Genomic DNA, 17828 nt, shown 5'->3' on the forward strand with positions numbered 1-17828 from the left:
AAGCCCAGAGCACTTCCGATGAATATCTTCGCCGATTTCAACGCGCGGATCATAAAAGCCGTCGAAGCCCTTAACCTGAAAGACAAGGATGGGGCCGCGCCTGACCTGTCGCGTATCGCGGTCGAGCCGCCGCGTGACGCCAGCCATGGCGACCTCGCGACCAATGCGGCGATGGTGCTGGCAAAGCCCACCGGACAGAACCCTCGCGCGCTTGCCGAAAAACTGGCCGAAGCGCTGCGGGGCGACGCTGATATTGCCTCGGCCGAGATCGCCGGGCCGGGCTTCGTCAATCTCAGGCTGAAGGACGCATTCTGGCACACGCACCTGGCGGCGTTGCTCGGCGAGGGGCGCAATTATGGCCGCTCGACCGTCGGCGGCGGCCGCAAGGCCAATGTCGAATATGTCTCGGCCAACCCGACCGGCCCCATGCATGTTGGCCACTGCCGCGGCGCCGTGGTCGGCGATGCTTTGGCCAATCTGATGGCCTTCGCCGGCTACGACGTGACCAAGGAATACGTCATCAATGACGCCGGCTCGCAAATCGACGTGCTCGGCCGCTCGGCGTTGCTGCGGTATCGCGAGGCGCTTGGCGAAGCCATCGGCGAGATACCGCCCGGGCTTTATCCGGGCGACTACCTGATCCCCGTCGGCCGGGCGCTGGCTGAGGAGTTCGGACTCGGCCTGCTGGAGATGCCGGAAGAGGAGGCGCTGGCGATCGTCAAGGACCGCACCGTCGACGCGATGATGGCGATGATCCGTGAGGATCTGGCGCTGCTCAACGTGCATCACGACGTGTTCTTCTCCGAGCGCACGCTGCATGCCGAGAACGCCAAGAAGATCCGGGCGGCGATCGCCGACCTGACGCTGAAGGGCCACATCTACAAAGGCAAGCTGCCGCCGCCCAAGGGCGAGAAGCCGGACGACTGGGAAGACCGCGAGCAGACGCTGTTCCGCTCGACCGCGGTCGGCGACGACATGGACCGGGCCCTGGTCAAGTCGGACGGCTCCTTCACCTATTTCGCCGCCGACGTCGCCTATCTCAAGGACAAGGTCGACCGCGGCTTCGTCGACCTGATCTATGTGCTCGGCGCCGACCATGGCGGCTACGTCAAGCGGCTCGAAGCGCTGGCGCGCGCGGTTGCCGGCGACACGGTCAAGCTGACGGTGCTGCTTTGCCAACTCGTAAAACTGTTCCGCGACGGCGAGCCGGTCCGCATGTCGAAACGGTCCGGCGATTTCATCACGCTGCGCGAGGTCGTGGAAGAGGTCGGCCGCGACCCGATCCGCTTCATGATGCTTTACCGCAAGAACGACGCGCCGCTCGATTTCGACTTCGCCAAGGTCACCGAGCAGTCGAAGGACAATCCGGTGTTCTACGTGCAGTACGCGTCGGCGCGCTGCCATTCCGTTTTCAGGCAGGCGAGCGAGCAGCTCGGCGAGGCGAACTTCGATCGCAACCGGCTCGCGGCCTCGGTGGCTGCGCTGGCCGACGAGGGCGAGATCGCGCTGATCCGGAAGCTGGCCGAATATCCCCGGCTGATCGAATCCGCGGCGCTTTCGCTGGAGCCGCACCGGCTGGCATTCTACCTCTACGATCTGGCTTCCAGCTTCCATGCACAGTGGAATCGCGGCAACGACAACCAGGACTTACGTTTTGTTAAGGTTAACGACCGAGAATCAACTTATGCCAGACTAGGGCTGGTGCAGGCTGTTTCGGATGTTTTGACTTCCGGCCTGACGCTGATCGGGGCAGACGCGCCCATCGAAATGCGTTAGGTTTAACTAAAAAACCTGTCACCTTTTGCCCACATTGCGCTGGTAAGGGCCAACCCTGCGCGACGTCCATGGCGTCCGACTGTGTGCGAGTTCGGGAACAATAATGGCAGACAGAACCCCGCTGAAAGTAGCCGACCACAACGACATCGCCGACGATGATCCGTTCGCTGAACTGACCCGGATCATGGGTTTCGATCCGCGCCAGCCGGTGCGGCAGCCGGCCCCCGCGGCCGAGAAGGCCAATCAGGCCGTGGAGGCTGACGATTTCGACATCGACCTCGAGAAGGAGTTGATGGGCGAGTTCGACTCCGTCGAGGAAAGCGCGCCGGTCGCTCAGCAGGCTGCACTGCATCAGATCAGCAAAGAGCCGGCCTTCGAAGCTGCCAGCGCCGCCGCGAATGACGACGAGCTTACCGCTTCCTTCGAGCAGGATTTCGTATTCGATGACGCGGCGGATTATGCCGACTTCGCTGTGGCCCGTGCGCCGGAGCCGGATTTTGCGCCGCAGCCGCAGGCGGCGCCCGAACCGGAAGTCGCGCCACAGGCGCATTTTGCATCTGAGCCGCATTTCGCGCCGGAGCCACAAGAAGCTTCCGAGCCGGAGGTCGCTTTCGACGACGATTTCGACAAGGCCGTCGCCAGTTCGCTTGATGTCTCGCCGGTCGAAGATGATCTTGCGATCGACCGGGAAATGGCGGCTTCGCTGGACCAGGATTTCCAGCTCGACCATCACGAGCCTGCCAACCTCGACGATCAAGAGCTCGCCAACCTCGACGATCAAGGGCCGGCTGACGCGCGTCAGGACGCCGTCGAGGCCATGCAGGCCGCAAGCGAGGCGGCGTTCGACGCCGATTTCGACAACGCGGTCCAGATGTCGCTCGAAGACGAGCTGTCGTTTGAGAGCCAGGAGCCGGAGCAGCATGCGCAGGCCGCCGAGCCAGTCGAAGCTCACGCAGCCGCCCCGCTGATTTCCGAGGACGATTTTGCCGGTCATTTCGATCAGGCGATGACCGATGTCGATATCAATCTCGGCCAGGATATGGATCTCGGCCAGGGTCAGGATCTTCAAGAGCCTGAGCTGTCGCTTGACGATGAGTCTGCGCCGACTGTCGAGGCGCCGGCCGAGACGGCCGCCGCCGAGCCGGAGCTCGCCGCGCCCGAACCTGCCGCCGCGCTGACCCTCGATGACGATTTCGAGTTGAGCTTTCGCGATGCGTTGAACGAGGAGCCGCAAGCTCCGGCCGTCGAGCCCGTTGCGGCGTTGCAGCCGACCGTCGCCGAGGCGGCTCCCGTCGTCGCCGCTCCGGTTCCGCCGAGCGCCGCCGTTGAGCCCGTGAAGCCGGCCGCCAGCGAGCGCAGCCTGGAAGACGAGCTCAATGCGCTGCTTGGCGCCATGACCGCGCGGCCGATGCCGGCTGTCAGGGAGCCTGCTCCCGCGCCACGGCTGGTTGCGCAACCTGCGAGCCACGAAAGCGAGAAGGCCGAGGCCGACGATCTCGACTGGAATCTCGACGAGCAGCAGCCGTCGCAGAGCGGCCAGGGCGGTCAGCCGGTTGAAAGCGACCTGGACGACCTGCTCGCCAGCGAGCTCGATCACCAGGATTTCGCAACCTCGGCCAAGGCAGAGCCCGCGGTCGATTTTGATGACGACGAATTCGGCGCCGCTTTCGCCCGGAGTATCGAAGCCGAGCAGGAGGCCGCCCGGGCGAAGGCAAATTCGTCCGATTGGCTGCATTCGACGAACGCCGAGCCGGCAAGGTCGTGGAGTCGGTCGACCCCGACCGCCGCTCCGCCGGTGCAGGCTTCGTTTGCGCAGCCGGCAGCCTCGACGGCGGTGCAGATGGCCGCGCCTTCAGCGCCAATGCAGGTGGCGGCGCCGGCCTACCGCAGCGAACCGGCTACGGATTATTCCGCCTACGCCAAGCCGGCGCAGGCGCCTGTGCCTCCACAACACCCCCACGAGCATGATGACATGCCCGACGTCGAGACGGTCGACGTGCCGGAGCGCGTGGTCGCGCTCGCGGACGACCTCGACATTCCGGAGCTCAGCTTCGAAGAGGACCAGCCGGCGGCATCCGCATATGACGACCTCGATGCGGAATTCGCCAGCCTGCTCACCGACATGAACGCGACGGAGATCGCGTCGGCGCCGACACAGAGCCGCGGCTATGACGACGAATCCTATAATGCCGGCTTCAATGGCTATGATCGTCGCGACTTGCGTGTCGAGGCTCCGGCGGCTCCGGTGACCCCGGCTGCGCTTGCCGTCGCGAATGATTACGATGCCGATGATTTGCCCGGCAGCCGGCCGGTTTCGCAGGCGGACGAATTCGCCGCCGATGAGCTCGACTATGATCCCGAGCTCGAAGAAGCGATGGCGATCCCCGGGCTTGCCGAGCGCGAGGCGGCGCAGCCGCGCAGGCGCGGCGTGATGATCGCGGCGCTCGTCGGCGCAGTGGTGGTTTTCGGCGGCCTTGGCGCGCTGGCCTTCTCTTTCGGCGGCAAAGGCGGCAGCGCGGCCCCGGTGATCGTCAAGGCCGACAATTCGCCGATCAAGGTGAAGCCGGAAAATCCCGGCGGCACGGTGGTGCCGAACCAGGACAACAAGGTTTACGATGCGGTTGCCAAGGGCGGCGGCGCGGCCAAGCCGGCCGAGCCGGTGCAGCAGAAGCTGGTGAACACCACCGAGCAGCCCGTGGACCTGGCATCGAAGGAACCGCCGCAGAGCCGGGTGGTCGACCTTTCGCCCAAAGATAACGGCGCCGCGGCCGGCACTGACGCCGCCAGCGATCCAGGCACAGCATTGCCCGGCGTCGAGCAAGCGGCTGTGCCCGCAAGCGCGCAACCTGCCGCGCCGGCAAGTGCGCAGCCTACCGCGCCGGCAAGCGCGCAGCCGGCGGCACCGGCGCCGAAGTCGGAAGACCGCATCGCACAGGTGCTGCAGCAGGATGCCGAGAACACCGCCAACAACGATGTCGTCGCCGTCGCGCCGCGCAAGGTGAAGACGATGATGGTGAAACCCGACGGCTCGCTGGTGCCGCGCGAGGACCCTGCTCCAGCCGCTGCGCCGAAGGTCGCCGCGGCCGAACCGAGCGATCCGGCGCCGCAACATGTCGCGCCGGCCTCCGACGGCCAGCAGACGGGGACCGTGGCTTCCGACGCGGGCCAGGCCGTTACGGACCAGGCCGATGCGCCGGCCGTCAAGCCGGTGAAACCCGCGAAGAAGACTGAAGCCAAGGCGCAGTCGGCCAACACGCCGGCAGTGGCGCCGGTGGCGCCGGCGCGTCCGTCCGACCAGCCGGTCGATATCGTCGGCGAGGTCAAGCCGGACCAGGTCGCTTCGATCGATCCGGCGGCGGCCGCCGGCGGCGGCTCGTGGTCGATGCAGATCGCCTCGCAGCCGACGGTCGAAAGCGCGCAGTCGACCTATCAGGACCTGCAGCGCCGCTATGGCGGCGTGCTGTCCGGACGCACGGCCAACATCGTCAAGGCCGAGGTCGCGGGCAAGGGCACCTTCTACCGCGTCCGCGTTGCGGCCCAGTCGCGGAACGATGCGATCAGCCTTTGCACCAGCTACAAGGCGGCCGGCGGCAACTGCTTCGTATCGCGCTGATTAAATCAAGCCTATCAAAGCCGGCGCCGCCGAAAGGCCGCGCCGGCTTTTGGTTGTGGACGATTGCGGGCTTTGGCTGGTGCGAGGGCAGGGGTGATTCCCTTTGCTCGCTCAAAGCCTTAAGCTTCCGTGCATGAGCGAATCAAAATCCATGATCCTCGGCTGCGCCGGGAGATCCCTCACCGAAGACGAAATCCGCTTCTATCGGGACGAACGTCCCTGGGGCTTCATCCTGTTTGCGCGCAACATCGGCGAGGCCGGGCAGATCCGCGACCTCGTCGCCTCGATGCGCGACTGCGTCGGTCGCCCGGAGGCTCCGGTCTTCATCGACCAGGAAGGCGGCCGGGTGCAGCGCCTGCGTCCGCCGCTGGCGCCGAACTACCCGGCCGGGGGCGCGCTTGGCGCATTGTGGGGCGATGATCGCGAGGCAGGCCGCCGCGCCGCCTGGCTGATGGCGCGGCTGCATGCCTTCGATCTCTCGCGCCTCGGCATCACCGCCGACTGCCTGCCGGTTCTCGATGTGCCCGTCGAAGGCGCCAGCGACGTCATCGGCGCGCGCGCCTATGGCAAGGAGCCCAATGCTGCGATCGAGCTTGGCCGGGCCTCGGCCGAGGGGCTGATGTCGGGCGGCGTACTGCCGGTGATGAAGCATATTCCCGGCCACGGCCGCGCCTTTGCCGACACGCATTTCGCGCTGCCGACCGTCGATACGCCGCTCGATGAACTCAGACGGCATGATTTTGCCCCGTTCAAGGCGTTGAACGAGCTGCCGATGGCGATGACGGCGCATGTCGTCTACAGCGCAGTCGACCCCGACAATCCGGCGACGACGTCCGCCAAGGTCGTCGATCAGGTGATCCGCCGCGAGATCGGCTTCGACGGGCTGCTGATGAGCGACGACACGTCGATGAAGGCACTTTCTGGGGATTTCCCGACAAAGGCGGCCTCGATCCTTGCGGCCGGCTGCGATCTCGTCCTTCACTGCAACGGCGTTTTCGAGGAGATGTCGGGGATCGCGTCGCGCACGACGGCGCTGTCAGGCAAGTCTTTGCAGCGCGCCGAGCGGGCGCTGACCTATATAAAGGATCGCGACGTCGCCGACGAGACGGCCATACGCGCAGAATTCGCCACCTATTTCGAAGCGGTGGCCTGAACCGAAGGGACGAAAGGCAAGTGGCGGAGACATTGGAAGGCAAGGCCGCGAAGGCCGCACCGATGGACCGCCTGTGGGCCGAGAACGACGATTCCCGCCTGACTGGCGACCCGTCGCTGGTCGTCGACGTGGCGGGTTTCGAAGGCCCGCTCGATCTTCTTTTGCATCTTGCCCGCAACCAAAAGGTCGATCTGGCGCGCATTTCTATCCTGGCGCTCGCGGAGCAATATCTGGCCTTCGTCGAAAAAGTGCGGGCGCTTAGGTTAGAGCTTGCCGCCGACTATCTGGTGATGGCGGCGTGGCTGGCCTTCCTGAAGTCGAAGCTCTTGATCCCGAAACAGCCGGGCGAGGAGGGCGAAAGCGGCGAGGAACTGGCGGCGGTGCTGCAATTCCGGCTGAAGCGCCTTGAAGCCATGCGCGACGCCTCGGCGCGGCTGGTGAACCGCAACCGTCTTGGGCGCGACGTCTTTGCGCGCGGCATGCCGGAAATGGTCATTGTCGAGAAGCGCAACAGCTTTTCGGCTTCGCTCTACGATCTGCTCACCGCCTATGCGCAGCAGCGCCAGCGGCAGGCGATCAACAATGTGACGATCGCCCGGCGCGCCGTGTGGTCGCTCAAGGATGCGCGCGAGGTGCTGGCGCGGCTGATCGGCTCGGTCGGCGACTGGACGACGCTCGACAGCTTCCTGATCGAATATCTGGCGGCGCCGGAGGAGAAGCGCACGGCGATGGCCAGTTCTTTCGCGGCGACGCTCGAGATGGTGCGCGAGGGCAAATTGGAAGTTCGGCAGGATCAGGTGTTCGCGCCGATCTATCTGCGCGGCCGCGCGCAAGGGGTAAGGGCAGTCGAGGTGGTATCATGAGCGAACGCGCCAACGCTTCGGTCATCCCGTTCAAGGTCGAGGACGAACCGGAAGACGAGATGGCCGAGCAGGGTTCCATCGAAAACCCCGCCGAGCGGCTGCAATTGTCGGAAGCCGTGCGCATGGCCGAGGCGATCATTTTCGCCAGTGCCGAGCCGGTCAGCGAAAAGCAGCTTGCCGCGCGCCTGCCGGAAGGCGTCAACATTGCCGCCGCAATGGCGGATTTGCAGGAAATCTATGCCAAGCGCGGCGTCAACTTGGTACGGGTCGGCGATGCCTGGGCCTTCCGCACCGCCGGCGACCTGGCTTTCCTGATGAGCCGGGACTCCGTGCAGCAAAGGAAGCTCTCGCGCGCGGCGCTCGAAGTGCTGGCGATCATTGCCTATCACCAGCCGGTGACGCGCGCCGAGATCGAGGACATCAGGGGCGTCGAAACGTCGAAGGGCACGCTCGACACGCTGCTGGAAACGGAGTGGGTCAGGATGCGCGGCCGCCGCCGCACGCCCGGACGGCCGGTGACCTACGGCACCACCGACGCTTTCCTCGATCATTTCGCGCTGGAGGAGATCCGCGATCTGCCCGGCATGGAAGAGCTGAAGGGCGCTGGCCTGCTCTCGACGCGCATGCCGGCGAATTTCTCGATGCCGGTGCCGCCGGCCGACCCGGACGCGCTCGCCGAAGACGAGGATGCGCTGACGGATATCGACCTCGAGGAGCTCGGGCTGCTGACGCCGCGCGTCACCGACGAGTGATCATCAAATCGCCGCGAATGGTCTATTAGCAGAGGCTGCGCGGATTCGTAGCAAGCCGCTCACGCCGAAAGTGCGTGACATCCGCTAGCCATTTTATCAACTTCGTAGCGGTTGTGTTTGAATCCCTGAGCGAAAACGCATAGATCATCGCCGAGGGAAACCATTCGAGAGAGATTGTTATGGGTTCATTTTCGATTTGGCACTGGATGATCGTGCTGGTCATCGTGCTTCTGGTGTTCGGCCGCGGCAAGATTCCGGAACTGATGGGCGACATGGCCAAGGGCATCAAGAGCTTCAAGAAGGGCATGGCCGACGACGACGCCGACGACAAGCGTACCGTCGAGCATCGCGCTGACGAGACTGTTTCGCCGGCCAAGGAAAAGGTCAGCAAGAGCTGATCTTGGTTGTTGCTTTGAGCATGCCGTTGTCCCAAAACCGCTTCGCATTTTTGGGCGGCAGGCACCCGTCGGAATAGATTGTCATGTTCGAAGTCGGTTGGAGCGAGCTGCTGGTGATCGCGGTCGTCATGATCGTGGTCGTCGGGCCGAAAGATTTGCCCAACATGCTGCGCACCTTCGGCCGCACCGCGGCGAAATTGCGCGCCATGGCCGGCGACTTTCAGAAGCAGTTCAACGAAGCGCTGAAGGAAGCCGAGCTCGACGATGTGAAGAGCTCGATCGATAGTCTTCGCGGCCTCAATCCGATGAACGAGGTGCGCAAGCAGCTCAATCCGTTCGAGCGGGCCGCGGCCGATGTGCGCGCCGGCGTCGATACGATGATGAAGCCCAAGCCGGCCGCCGATCCGGCGGCGCCGGCAGCGGAAACGCCGCAGGCCGCCGAGCCGCTCAAGAACGGTGCGACGGACCTGCCTGGCGTCGGTGGGCCCGAGGCTAGCTCTGCCGCTCCAGCCTTCCCGGCCATGACCGACGCCTCCGTCACCGCACCGGTTTCTGACACCGCCGTGCCGGCCAGGCCGGCGAAAAAGGCGGTGACCGCCAAGGCAAGGACCGCCAGCACGGCGGCCAAACCGGTCGCGGCAACTAGGGCACCGGCAGCAAAAGCGCCGGCCGAAGCCGCCGCGCCCGCCAGGAAGGTCGCGCCCAAGACTGAGACAACGCCTGCCGCGGCGAAGAAGCTGGTCGCGAAGAAGGCAACCGACGGCAAGAAGATGACGGGCGGCACCAAGTGAGCGTTTCGGACAAGGAGCGGGAAGAAATCGAGAAATCGTCAGCGCCGCTGATCGAGCATCTCATCGAGCTGCGCCGCCGCCTGATCTGGTCGCTGGGCGGCTTCTTCGTCGCCTTTCTTGTCTGCTTCTTCTTCGCCAAGCGCCTGTTCAACCTTCTGGTCGTCCCCTTCAAATGGGCGACGCAGTGGGCAGGGCTCGACCCGCATAAGGTCGAGCTGATCTATACCGCGCCGCAGGAGTTCTTCTTCACCCAGGTGAAGCTCGCCATGTTCGGCGGCATGGTGATCGCCTTCCCGCTGATCGCCACGCAGATCTACAAGTTCATCGCGCCCGGCCTCTACAAGAACGAGCGCAGCGCCTTCCTGCCGTTCCTGATCGCATCGCCCATCTTGTTCCTGATGGGCGCCTCGCTTGTCTATTTCTTCTTCACCCCGATGGTCATGTGGTTTTTCCTGGCCATGCAGCAGACCGGCACCAACGACCAGGTGCAGATCTCGCTGCTGCCGAAGGTGTCGGAATATCTCAGCCTGATCATGACGCTGATCTTTTCCTTCGGCCTGGTGTTCCAGCTGCCGGTGGTGACCAGCCTTTTGACGCGCGTCGGCATATTGTCGTCGCAGGCGCTGGCCGAGAAGCGCAAATGGGCGATCGTCCTTTCCTTCGTCGTCGCCGCCGTGCTGACGCCGCCCGATCCGATGAGCCAGTGCGGCCTCGCCATCCCGACCATCATTCTCTATGAGGTCGCCATCTGGTCCTCGCGCATGATCGAGCGCAGCCAGGCGCGCGACCGCCTGGCGCGCGAGCAGGCGGAGGCGGGGAGCTCTGCCGCCAGCAACACGCCGGACGCGCCGTCGGCCTAGGCGAAAGGCGTCAAGCCGGGAAAATCGCGGCTGTCGTCCTGACCGCCGTCTTGCATCGATGACGGATGCGGTTTACGCCCTCGATCCTTAAAGCGCATCGCTTTAAGTCTTAGTTTTGATGCATGTCGTTGTCCCAGAACCGCGACATACTTCTGGGCGACATGCATTGCTTTGAGGATCGACCATGCTTGATATCAAATGGATTCGCGACAACCCCAAGGCCCTTGTCGAAGCGCTGGTGAAGCGCTCGTGGCCGGCGGATGAAGCGCAGTCCACGGTCGACGACCTGGTCGCCAAGGACGAAGCGCGGCGTTCGCATCTCAGCGAATTGCAGGTCAAGCAGGAACGCCGCAACGCCGCCTCGAAGGAGATCGGCAACGCCATGCGTTCAGGCGATTCAGCGCTCGCCGAGAAGCTCAAGGGCGAGGTCAGCGAGATCAAGGCGTTCATCCAGAATGGCGAGGCGCGCGAGCGCGAACTCGACAAGGCGCTGGACGACGCGCTGGCGGTTCTGCCCAACGTGCCGCTTGATGACGTGCCGGTCGGCAAGGACGAGCACGATAATGTCGTCAAGCGCATCGTCGGCGAGGTGCCGACGCGTCCGAATTGGGTGAAGGAGCATTTCGAGATAGGCGAAGCGCTGGGCATGATGGATTTTGAGCGGGCGGCGAAATTGTCCGGCTCGCGGTTCACGGTGCTGAAGAGCCAATTGGCGCGCATGGAGCGGGCGCTCGGCCAGTTCATGATCGACCTGCACACGACAGAGCACGGTTATGAAGAGATCATCCCGCCGCTGATGGTGCGCGACGAGGTATTGTTCGGCACCAATCAGCTGCCGAAATTCGAGCTCGACCTGTTCTTCACGCCGCATGGCGACAGTCGGCTTGGTCTCATTCCAACGGCGGAAGTGCCGCTCACCAATCTCGTGCGCGAAGAGATCACCGCGCATGAGAAGCTGCCGCTGCGCTATACGGCGCTGACGCCGTGCTTCCGCTCGGAAGCGGGCTCGGCCGGCCGCGACACGCGCGGCATGCTGCGCCAGCACCAGTTCTACAAGGTGGAGCTGGTCTCGATCACCGACCAGGAAAGCTCGCTCGCCGAGCATGAGCGCATGACTGAATGCGCCGAAGAGGTGCTGAAGCGGCTCGGCCTGCCGTTCCGCACCGTCACGCTTTGCACCGGCGACATGGGTTTCGGCGCGCGCAAGACCTACGACATCGAGGTCTGGCTGCCGGGGCAGAACGCCTATCGCGAAATCTCGTCCTGCTCGGTCTGCGGCGATTTCCAGGCCAGGCGCATGGATGCCCGCTACAAAGACAAGGACGGCAAGGGCAATCGCTTCGTCCATACGTTGAACGGCTCGGGCACCGCAGTCGGCCGGGCTCTTATCGCCGTCATCGAAAACTACCAGAATGAGGATGGCAGCGTAACCATTCCTGAAGTGCTGCGGCCTTACATGGGTGGTCTCGCCAAGATCGAAGCGAAGTGACTTGATGCGCATCCTGCTGACCAATGACGACGGCATCCATGCCGAGGGGCTGGCGTCGCTCGAGCGTATCGCCCGCACGCTGTCGGACGACGTCTGGGTGGTTGCGCCGGAGCAGGACCAGTCCGGTTACGCGCATTCGCTGTCGATCTCGGAACCGCTCAGGCTGCGCAAGATCGGCGAGAAGCACTATGCCGTGCGCGGCACGCCGACCGACTGCGTCATCATGGGCACGAAAAAAATCCTGCCTGGACCGCCGGATCTGATCCTGTCCGGCGTCAATTCCGGCGCCAATATCGCCGACGACGTCACCTATTCGGGCACCGTTGCGGGCGCCATGGAAGGCGCGCTGCTCGGCGTCCGCTCGATCGCGGTGAGCCAGGCCTATTCCTATGTCGGCGAGGATCGCGTCGTGCCTTACGAGACGACCGAGGCGCTGGCGCCGGCACTGCTCAAGCGGCTGGTGGAGACGTCGTTGCCGGACGGCGTGCTGCTCAACGTCAATTTCCCGAACTGCGCGCCGAACGAGGTGGAGGGCACCGTCGTCACCGCGCAGGGCAAGCTGGTGCACAGCCTTTGGGTCGACGAGCGGCGCGACGGGCGCGGCCTGCCTTACTACTGGCTGCGCTTCGGCCGCGAGCCGGTCGAAGGCAAGAAGGGCACGGATCTCCATGCGCTGCGCAACCGGCTGGTGTCGGTGACGCCGTTGCAGCTCGACCTCACCGCGCATGAGCTCCGCGACCAACTGACCAAGGCGCTGTCATAAAATAGGGTTTTGGCATGAATACGGGCATCGACGACCGCGAAGGTTTTGCCGCTTTCCTGCTCAGGCTGCGGGGCAGGGGCGCGGCGCCCAAGGCGCTGGTCGCCGCCTTCGAGGCGACGCCGCGGCGTGGTTTCCTGCCGGCGCAGTTCCATGCGGTCGCCTGGTCGGACGGCATGCTGCCGATCGAATGCGGCGAGGCGATCGAGGGCGCCGATCTGCAGGCGGCGGTGATCGCCGCGCTCCATATCGAGCCGGGCAACCGCGTGCTCGAGATCGGCACCGGTTCGGGCTACACGGCCGCTGTCATGTCGAGGCTTGCGGCGCGCGTCATCACCGTCGACCGCTACAAGACGCTGGCCGAGCAGGCAAAGCAACGCTTCGAGGCGCTGGCGATCAGCAACGTCATCGCCCGTCAGGCCGACGGGTCCAACGGCCTGCCCAATGAAGGACCGTTCGACCGCATCGTCGCCTGGGCGGCCTTCGACAGCCTGCCGCGCTTCCTGCTCGACCAGCTGTCGAGCGGCGGCGTGGTCATCGCGCCGATCGGCCCGGAGGAGGGCGAGCAGGTGCTGGCCAAGCTCACCAAGGTCGGCAGCCGCTTCGAGCGCGAGGACATCGGCATGGTCAGGCTGCAGCCGATCCTGCGCAGCGTCGCGATGGTGATTTAAGGGCTTCACAGCCCTCGCCAAAATTTCCGCCAATGTTTTAAGAAAATTTTTGTCGGATTCTAATGGGTTAACCGCCCAGTAACATTAACGCGCTTTAATCGTGACCAGTTTGTACCGGGTCTGTGCGGGTTAGTGCGATGCAATTCAATCACTTGAAGGCAAACAGACGTAATCTGGCGCGCGGTTGCGCTGTCCTGATGATTGCCGGCGCGGCGGCCGGGTGCAGTTCCCAGTCGATGCGCTTCAACGGTGTCGATGATGTCTTCACATCATCCACCAACAATCAGCGCGCCATCATCAACAAGCAGAATGTCGACCAGCCCTATCCGGGCGACACGGTCGCGCCGGCGCCGGTCGACGGCACCCACACCCAGTCGGTGAGCCGCTCGAGCCTCGAGCCGGTCACGGCGCAGCAGCTGCCGCCGCCCTCGCAGCCTGCCGCCGCGCCAGCCAGGCCGATGCGCACAGCGTCAGCCCCCGCCCTTGCTCCGGCTCCCGCGCTTGCCCCCGCACCGCATGTCGACAGGACGACTACCAACACCGTCGCGCCGGCCAAGCCGTTCAAGACGGCCGAGCCCGACGCCGTGCGCAACGCCAGTGCTGCCCCGCATGCGACCGAAATCGTGGTCAGGGACGGCGAGACGCTTTCGGGCCTGGCGCAGCACTATCACGTGCCTGCCGATGCCATCGCCAAGGTCAACGGGATCGATCCGAAGAAGGGCATCCGCAGCGGCCAGAAGATCGTCATTCCCGCCTATGCCTATTCCAGCAAGGAGCCGAAGGTCGCCGAGGGCAAGCCGGTGAATACGCCGAAGCAGCCTGCCGGCGCGCCGGAGAAGGTCGCGGTGCTGCCGCAGCAGCCGAAAATCAAAGACGGCAAGTCGGCCGCTGAGGTCGATACGTCGGTCGCGGCCAGCGGCTCGAAGGACCCCAAGCCAGCGGCGCAGATGGCCGAGGCCAAGCCGGCCGGCGCCGGCGACTCCTACACGGTACAGCAGGGCGACTCGCTGTCGTCGATCGCCAGGAAGACCGGCGTCGGCGTCGTGGCGCTGAAGAAGGCCAACGGCATGCAGGACGGCCTGCTCAAGATCGGCCAGACGCTCAAGGTTCCGGCCGGCGGCACGGTCGCCGTTGCCGCGGCAAAGCCCGCGGCCACCAAGCCGGCGGTCGATCCGGTGACGACGGCAACGACGCCGCCGGCGGCCAAGACCACCGAGACGCTCGCCTCCTATACGCCGCCGAAGAAGGACGCCAAGGTCATCCAGCAGGCCGAGGACGACGATGCGGTGGCGCCCGACGCGACCGGGATAGGCAAGATGCGCTGGCCGGTGCGCGGCCGCGTGATCTCCGGCTTCGGTTCCGGCAAGGACGGCGTCGACATAGCGGTGCCGGAAGGAACGCCGATCAAGGCAGCCGAGAACGGCGTCGTCATCTATGCCGGCGACGGCCTCAAGGAATTCGGCAACACCGTGCTGGTGCGGCACGAGAACGGCCTGGTCACCGTTTATGGCCATGCAAGCTCGATCGAGGTGCAGCGCGGCCAGAAGGTCAAGCGCGGTCAGGAAATCGCGCTCTCCGGCATGAGCGGCACCACCGACTCGCCCAAGCTGCACTTCGAAGTGCGCAAGAACTCGGCCCCGGTCGATCCGAGCGGCTACCTCGAATAGAACAAGAACCGTTTGCGGGCCGCCTGACCTCCAGTCCGGCCCGCCGTCTTCAGCCCGCTCCGCAAGGAGCGGGCTTTTTCAGATTCGTGCAACATGCCTGCCCGCAAGGTTCAGAGATAATCACGGAGCGTATCGGCGATCATCTCTTCAAGGCTGCTGGCCTTCACGCCAAGAAGTGTCTCCGCGTCGGAGCTATCAACGAGCAAGGGGCTCTCGAAGAGGTACCGCATCTCGACGAGCTCATGCATGCCAAGGGCTTCCATCTCGGGGACGGAATAGGAGCGTGTCTCTGGGGTCTCGTGTCCGAGCATAGCCGCGGTTTTCCGGATAAGCTCGCGGGGCGAGGCGTATTGCGAAGGAACATGAAACGCCCGTCCCCATTCACCCGTGTAGCGGGAGGCCGCGACAAGCGTGCTCGCGACGTCCTTGGTGAAGGCCCAGGCATGAGTTGCGTCGAGGTCCCCAATGAAGGCGGTGGGCTTGCCTTCGATAATGGAAGGCAGCGCGACCAGCGAGAAGTAGCTGATCGCGCCATGTCCGAGATAGTCGCTGGACCGCACTTCGATCGCCGGCACACTGGCGCGGACCGCCCGCTGCCACATGATGGTCCTGGCGGTTCCCTTCTTCGAAGTCGGGTCTAAAGACATGTCAGAGCGAAGCGGGCGGTCGGCATGTCCCCCATAACCATAGAGGTTGCCAAGCACGACGAGCTTCGCGCCGACGGCTTCCGCCGCGCGCACGGTGCCGTCGATTATGGGGAAAAAGTCGGTGGGCCACCGATGATATGTGGCCATGGCGCACATGAAAATGGCATCGGCGCCTCGGCAAACGCGTGACAGCTCCGCGGCGTCCGTGGCGTCAGCCCGTATCGTCCGCACATTCGGCGACGCGTTCGAACCGACGCTTCGGCTTGTGAGAACGACATCGTGTCCTTCTTCGCCAAGACGACGAGCCGTCTCGCGCCCAACCGGGCCCGCGCCGACAACAACATAAAAACTCATGGCAACCTCTCTTCCAAGCTTGATGGAGAGGCGTGAGTACGAGTTCACGGCGTTGAAAATCGCGCGGGAATTGCCAAATCTTGGACAGGTTTTGCCATGAATCGAGAGAGCATGCCTTCGCAATTCGAGCCGGCCCGATCCTCGTCCGACATAGCAATGGTCTCCCGCCGTGTTGAAGCAGGCGTCCATCGCCTGTCCCGGGCGCCACACCATCGCATCATGGTGCATGCAAGCGCGGCAACGCGCTCCTACTGCAACCAGGTTGGGCGATATTTCGTCAGGCGCGCCGGCGATATCGACCTAGTGCCGGCTGGCGAGGAGGGGGGCTTCGACGCCGAAACCCCGTTCGACACGATCGAGATCGTCTTGCAGCCGGCGTTGATGGAAAGGGTCGCCGCGGAACTTGGCGGCAGGGCGCGAGCGTCGCGGCTCGACACGCGCCATTTGCTTCGTGACCAGCGCATCGAACATCTTGCCCGAGCGCTGCAGAGCGACCTCAATGCCGGCGCGCCGGGCGGCCCTTTGTTTGCCGACAGCATCGGCGCCGCCCTTGCGGTGAGGCTGCTCGGTCTCGATGGGCCGGACACGGTTCGAGTGAACCGGTTGTCGGATGCGCAGCTCAAGCGGGTTCTGGAACACATAGAGACCGCTCTCCACGAGCCGCTTTCGATTGACCGGCTGAGCCGGGTTGCCGGCGCGAGCAGCTCGCACTTACGGACATGGTTCAAGGTGGCGACGGGCGTCACCCTGCATCGCTACGTGCTGCGACGCCGCGTGGAAAGGGCGCGCGTTCTGCTCAAGCAAGGCGATCTGAGCACGAGCGAGGTTGCAGCATTGACGGGCTTCGCGCATCAGTCACATCTGGCGCATTGGATGCGCCGCGAAATCGGCCAGACGCCGCGCGACTTGCGACGAGCGCAGTCGCCCAGTTGACGTTAACGTTTCAATCCTTGAGCGGCTTGCCGAGCCTCCCGGCGAGGTCCTGCGTGAATTGCCAGGCGACACGGCCGGAACGGCTGCCGCGCGTGGTTGCCCATTCCAGCGCCTCGGCGCGCAGCTGCTCGGGGTCGATCGCCAGATCGTGGTAGCGGACATAGCCGTCGATCATGTCGAGATATTCGTCCTGCGAGCATTTGTGGAAACCGAGCCACAGGCCGAAACGGTCGGAAAGCGAGACCTTTTCCTCGACCGCTTCCGAAGGGTTGATGGCGGTGGAGCGCTCATTGTCGATCATGTCGCGCGGCAGCAGATGCCGCCGGTTGGACGTGGCGTAGAAGATGACGTTGCCGGGCCGGCCCTCGACGCCGCCTTCGAGCGCCGCCTTCAGCGACTTGTACGACGTGTCGTCGTGATCGAAGGAAAGGTCGTCGCAAAACAGGATGAAGCGCCAGGGGGCGGCCTTCAGGAGACCCATCAGCTTGGGCAGCGCGTCGATGTCCTCGCGGTGGATTTCGATCAACTTCAGCGGCCGCTCGAGCTTGTCGGATGCGTTCACCGTGGCATGCACGGCCTTGACCAGGGACGATTTGCCCATGCCGCGCGCGCCCCACAAAAGCACGTTGTTGGCCGCATAACCGGACGCGAAACGCTCGGTGTTGTCGAGCAGGATGTCGCGCACGCGGTCGACGCCGCGGATCAGGCCGATGTCGACGCGGTTGACCTTGCGCACCGGTTCCAGGAAGCCAGGGTCTGCCTGCCACACGAAGCAGTCGGCAACACCGAGATCGGTCTGAGGAACCGGCGGCGGAGCGAGGCGAGCGACTGCCTCGATCAGGCGATCGAGTTTCTTGTTCAATGCGTCCAGGCTGTCGGTCATATCAGGTCTTTTTGTTTAGGCATTTCAGCGTGTGGGAGCAGCTTCCATGACATCGCTGCAAGAACCAGCTCCAAGCTTTTGTTGGAGCATGATCTTTTCGGTGGCCTCGAAGCCGCTTCTGCTGCGACGCTCTAGCACGCCGCAAACGGCTGGAAAAGCAACGGATCGGGCTCGCAGCGCAGTTGCATTGGCAAGTTTACCGACTATATTCCGGCCAA

The 17828-nt window shown here is 64.4% G+C and carries 15 protein-coding genes; 13 read left to right on the plus strand and 2 right to left on the minus strand.

The annotated features are described in order from the left end of the window. Positions 1–18 precede the first annotated feature (18 nt). The 12 genes from argS (at position 19) to LB525_RS04345 (ending at position 14793) form a co-directional block, all read left to right on the plus strand. On the plus strand, positions 19–1776 hold the full coding sequence (gene argS / locus LB525_RS04290; protein ID WP_224543643.1) for an arginine--tRNA ligase: 1758 nt from the start codon (positions 19–21) through the stop codon (positions 1774–1776). A gap of 103 nt (positions 1777–1879) precedes the next feature. After that, positions 1880–5389, plus strand: coding sequence for an SPOR domain-containing protein (locus LB525_RS04295; protein WP_224543645.1), 3510 nt, complete (start codon positions 1880–1882; stop codon positions 5387–5389). Between the two features lie 133 nt (positions 5390–5522). Beyond that, positions 5523–6542, plus strand: a complete 1020-nt coding sequence (gene nagZ / locus LB525_RS04300; RefSeq protein ID WP_224525232.1) for a beta-N-acetylhexosaminidase — start codon at positions 5523–5525, stop codon at positions 6540–6542. 62 nt (positions 6543–6604) lie between these two features. Next, positions 6605–7405 (plus strand): segregation and condensation protein A, encoded by an 801-nt coding sequence (locus tag LB525_RS04305; RefSeq protein ID WP_095765568.1) that lies wholly within the window; start codon positions 6605–6607, stop codon positions 7403–7405. Further along, on the plus strand, positions 7402–8157 hold the full coding sequence (scpB, locus tag LB525_RS04310) for an SMC-Scp complex subunit ScpB (protein ID WP_095765016.1): 756 nt from the start codon (positions 7402–7404) through the stop codon (positions 8155–8157). The genes LB525_RS04305 and scpB overlap by 4 nt, the downstream gene beginning before the upstream one ends. A 179-nt stretch (positions 8158–8336) precedes the next feature. Beyond that, positions 8337–8555: a twin-arginine translocase TatA/TatE family subunit gene (locus tag LB525_RS04315; RefSeq protein WP_027167260.1), complete on the plus strand. Its 219-nt coding sequence runs from the start codon at positions 8337–8339 to the stop codon at positions 8553–8555. Positions 8556–8638: 83 nt separating this feature from the next. Beyond that, positions 8639–9346 carry a Sec-independent protein translocase protein TatB gene (gene tatB, locus LB525_RS04320; RefSeq protein ID WP_224525240.1) on the plus strand — a complete coding sequence of 236 codons (708 nt, stop codon included), beginning with the start codon at positions 8639–8641 and terminating at the stop codon, positions 9344–9346. Then, positions 9343–10206, plus strand: coding sequence for a twin-arginine translocase subunit TatC (gene tatC / locus LB525_RS04325; protein WP_224525243.1), 864 nt, complete (start codon positions 9343–9345; stop codon positions 10204–10206). Before tatB ends, tatC begins: the two co-directional genes overlap by 4 nt. A gap of 184 nt (positions 10207–10390) precedes the next feature. Further along, positions 10391–11695, plus strand: coding sequence for a serine--tRNA ligase (serS, locus tag LB525_RS04330; RefSeq protein WP_224525246.1), 1305 nt, complete (start codon positions 10391–10393; stop codon positions 11693–11695). A gap of 4 nt (positions 11696–11699) precedes the next feature. Then, a complete protein-coding gene (surE, locus tag LB525_RS04335) occupies positions 11700–12458 on the plus strand; it encodes a 5'/3'-nucleotidase SurE (RefSeq protein ID WP_224525249.1) in 759 nt (252 codons plus the stop codon). Positions 12459–12472: 14 nt separating this feature from the next. Then, the gene (locus LB525_RS04340) at positions 12473–13126 is read left to right on the plus strand and encodes a protein-L-isoaspartate(D-aspartate) O-methyltransferase (RefSeq protein ID WP_224525251.1); all 654 of its coding nucleotides are present in this window, start codon (positions 12473–12475) and stop codon (positions 13124–13126) included. A 137-nt stretch (positions 13127–13263) separates the two neighbouring features. Further along, entirely contained in the window at positions 13264–14793 is a 1530-nt protein-coding gene (locus LB525_RS04345; protein ID WP_224525254.1) for a peptidoglycan DD-metalloendopeptidase family protein, read from the plus strand. A gap of 110 nt (positions 14794–14903) precedes the next feature. Here LB525_RS04345 and LB525_RS04350 read toward each other — a convergent pair whose 3' ends face one another. After that, complete coding sequence (locus LB525_RS04350) at positions 14904–15794, minus strand: NAD-dependent epimerase/dehydratase family protein (RefSeq protein ID WP_224543646.1); 891 nt, start codon at positions 15792–15794, stop codon at positions 14904–14906. 111 nt (positions 15795–15905) lie between these two features. Here LB525_RS04350 and LB525_RS04355 point away from each other — a divergent pair, with 111 nt between their 5' ends. Then, a complete protein-coding gene (locus LB525_RS04355; protein WP_224543648.1) occupies positions 15906–16727 on the plus strand; it encodes an AraC family transcriptional regulator in 822 nt (273 codons plus the stop codon). A 10-nt stretch (positions 16728–16737) separates the two neighbouring features. Here LB525_RS04355 and LB525_RS04360 read toward each other — a convergent pair whose 3' ends face one another. Then, positions 16738–17610 (minus strand): ATP-binding protein, encoded by an 873-nt coding sequence (locus LB525_RS04360; protein ID WP_224543650.1) that lies wholly within the window; start codon positions 17608–17610, stop codon positions 16738–16740. Positions 17611–17828 lie beyond the last annotated feature (218 nt).

This window comes from Mesorhizobium sp. CA16 (assembly GCF_020165175.1).
Lineage (GTDB): Bacteria > Pseudomonadota > Alphaproteobacteria > Rhizobiales > Rhizobiaceae > Mesorhizobium.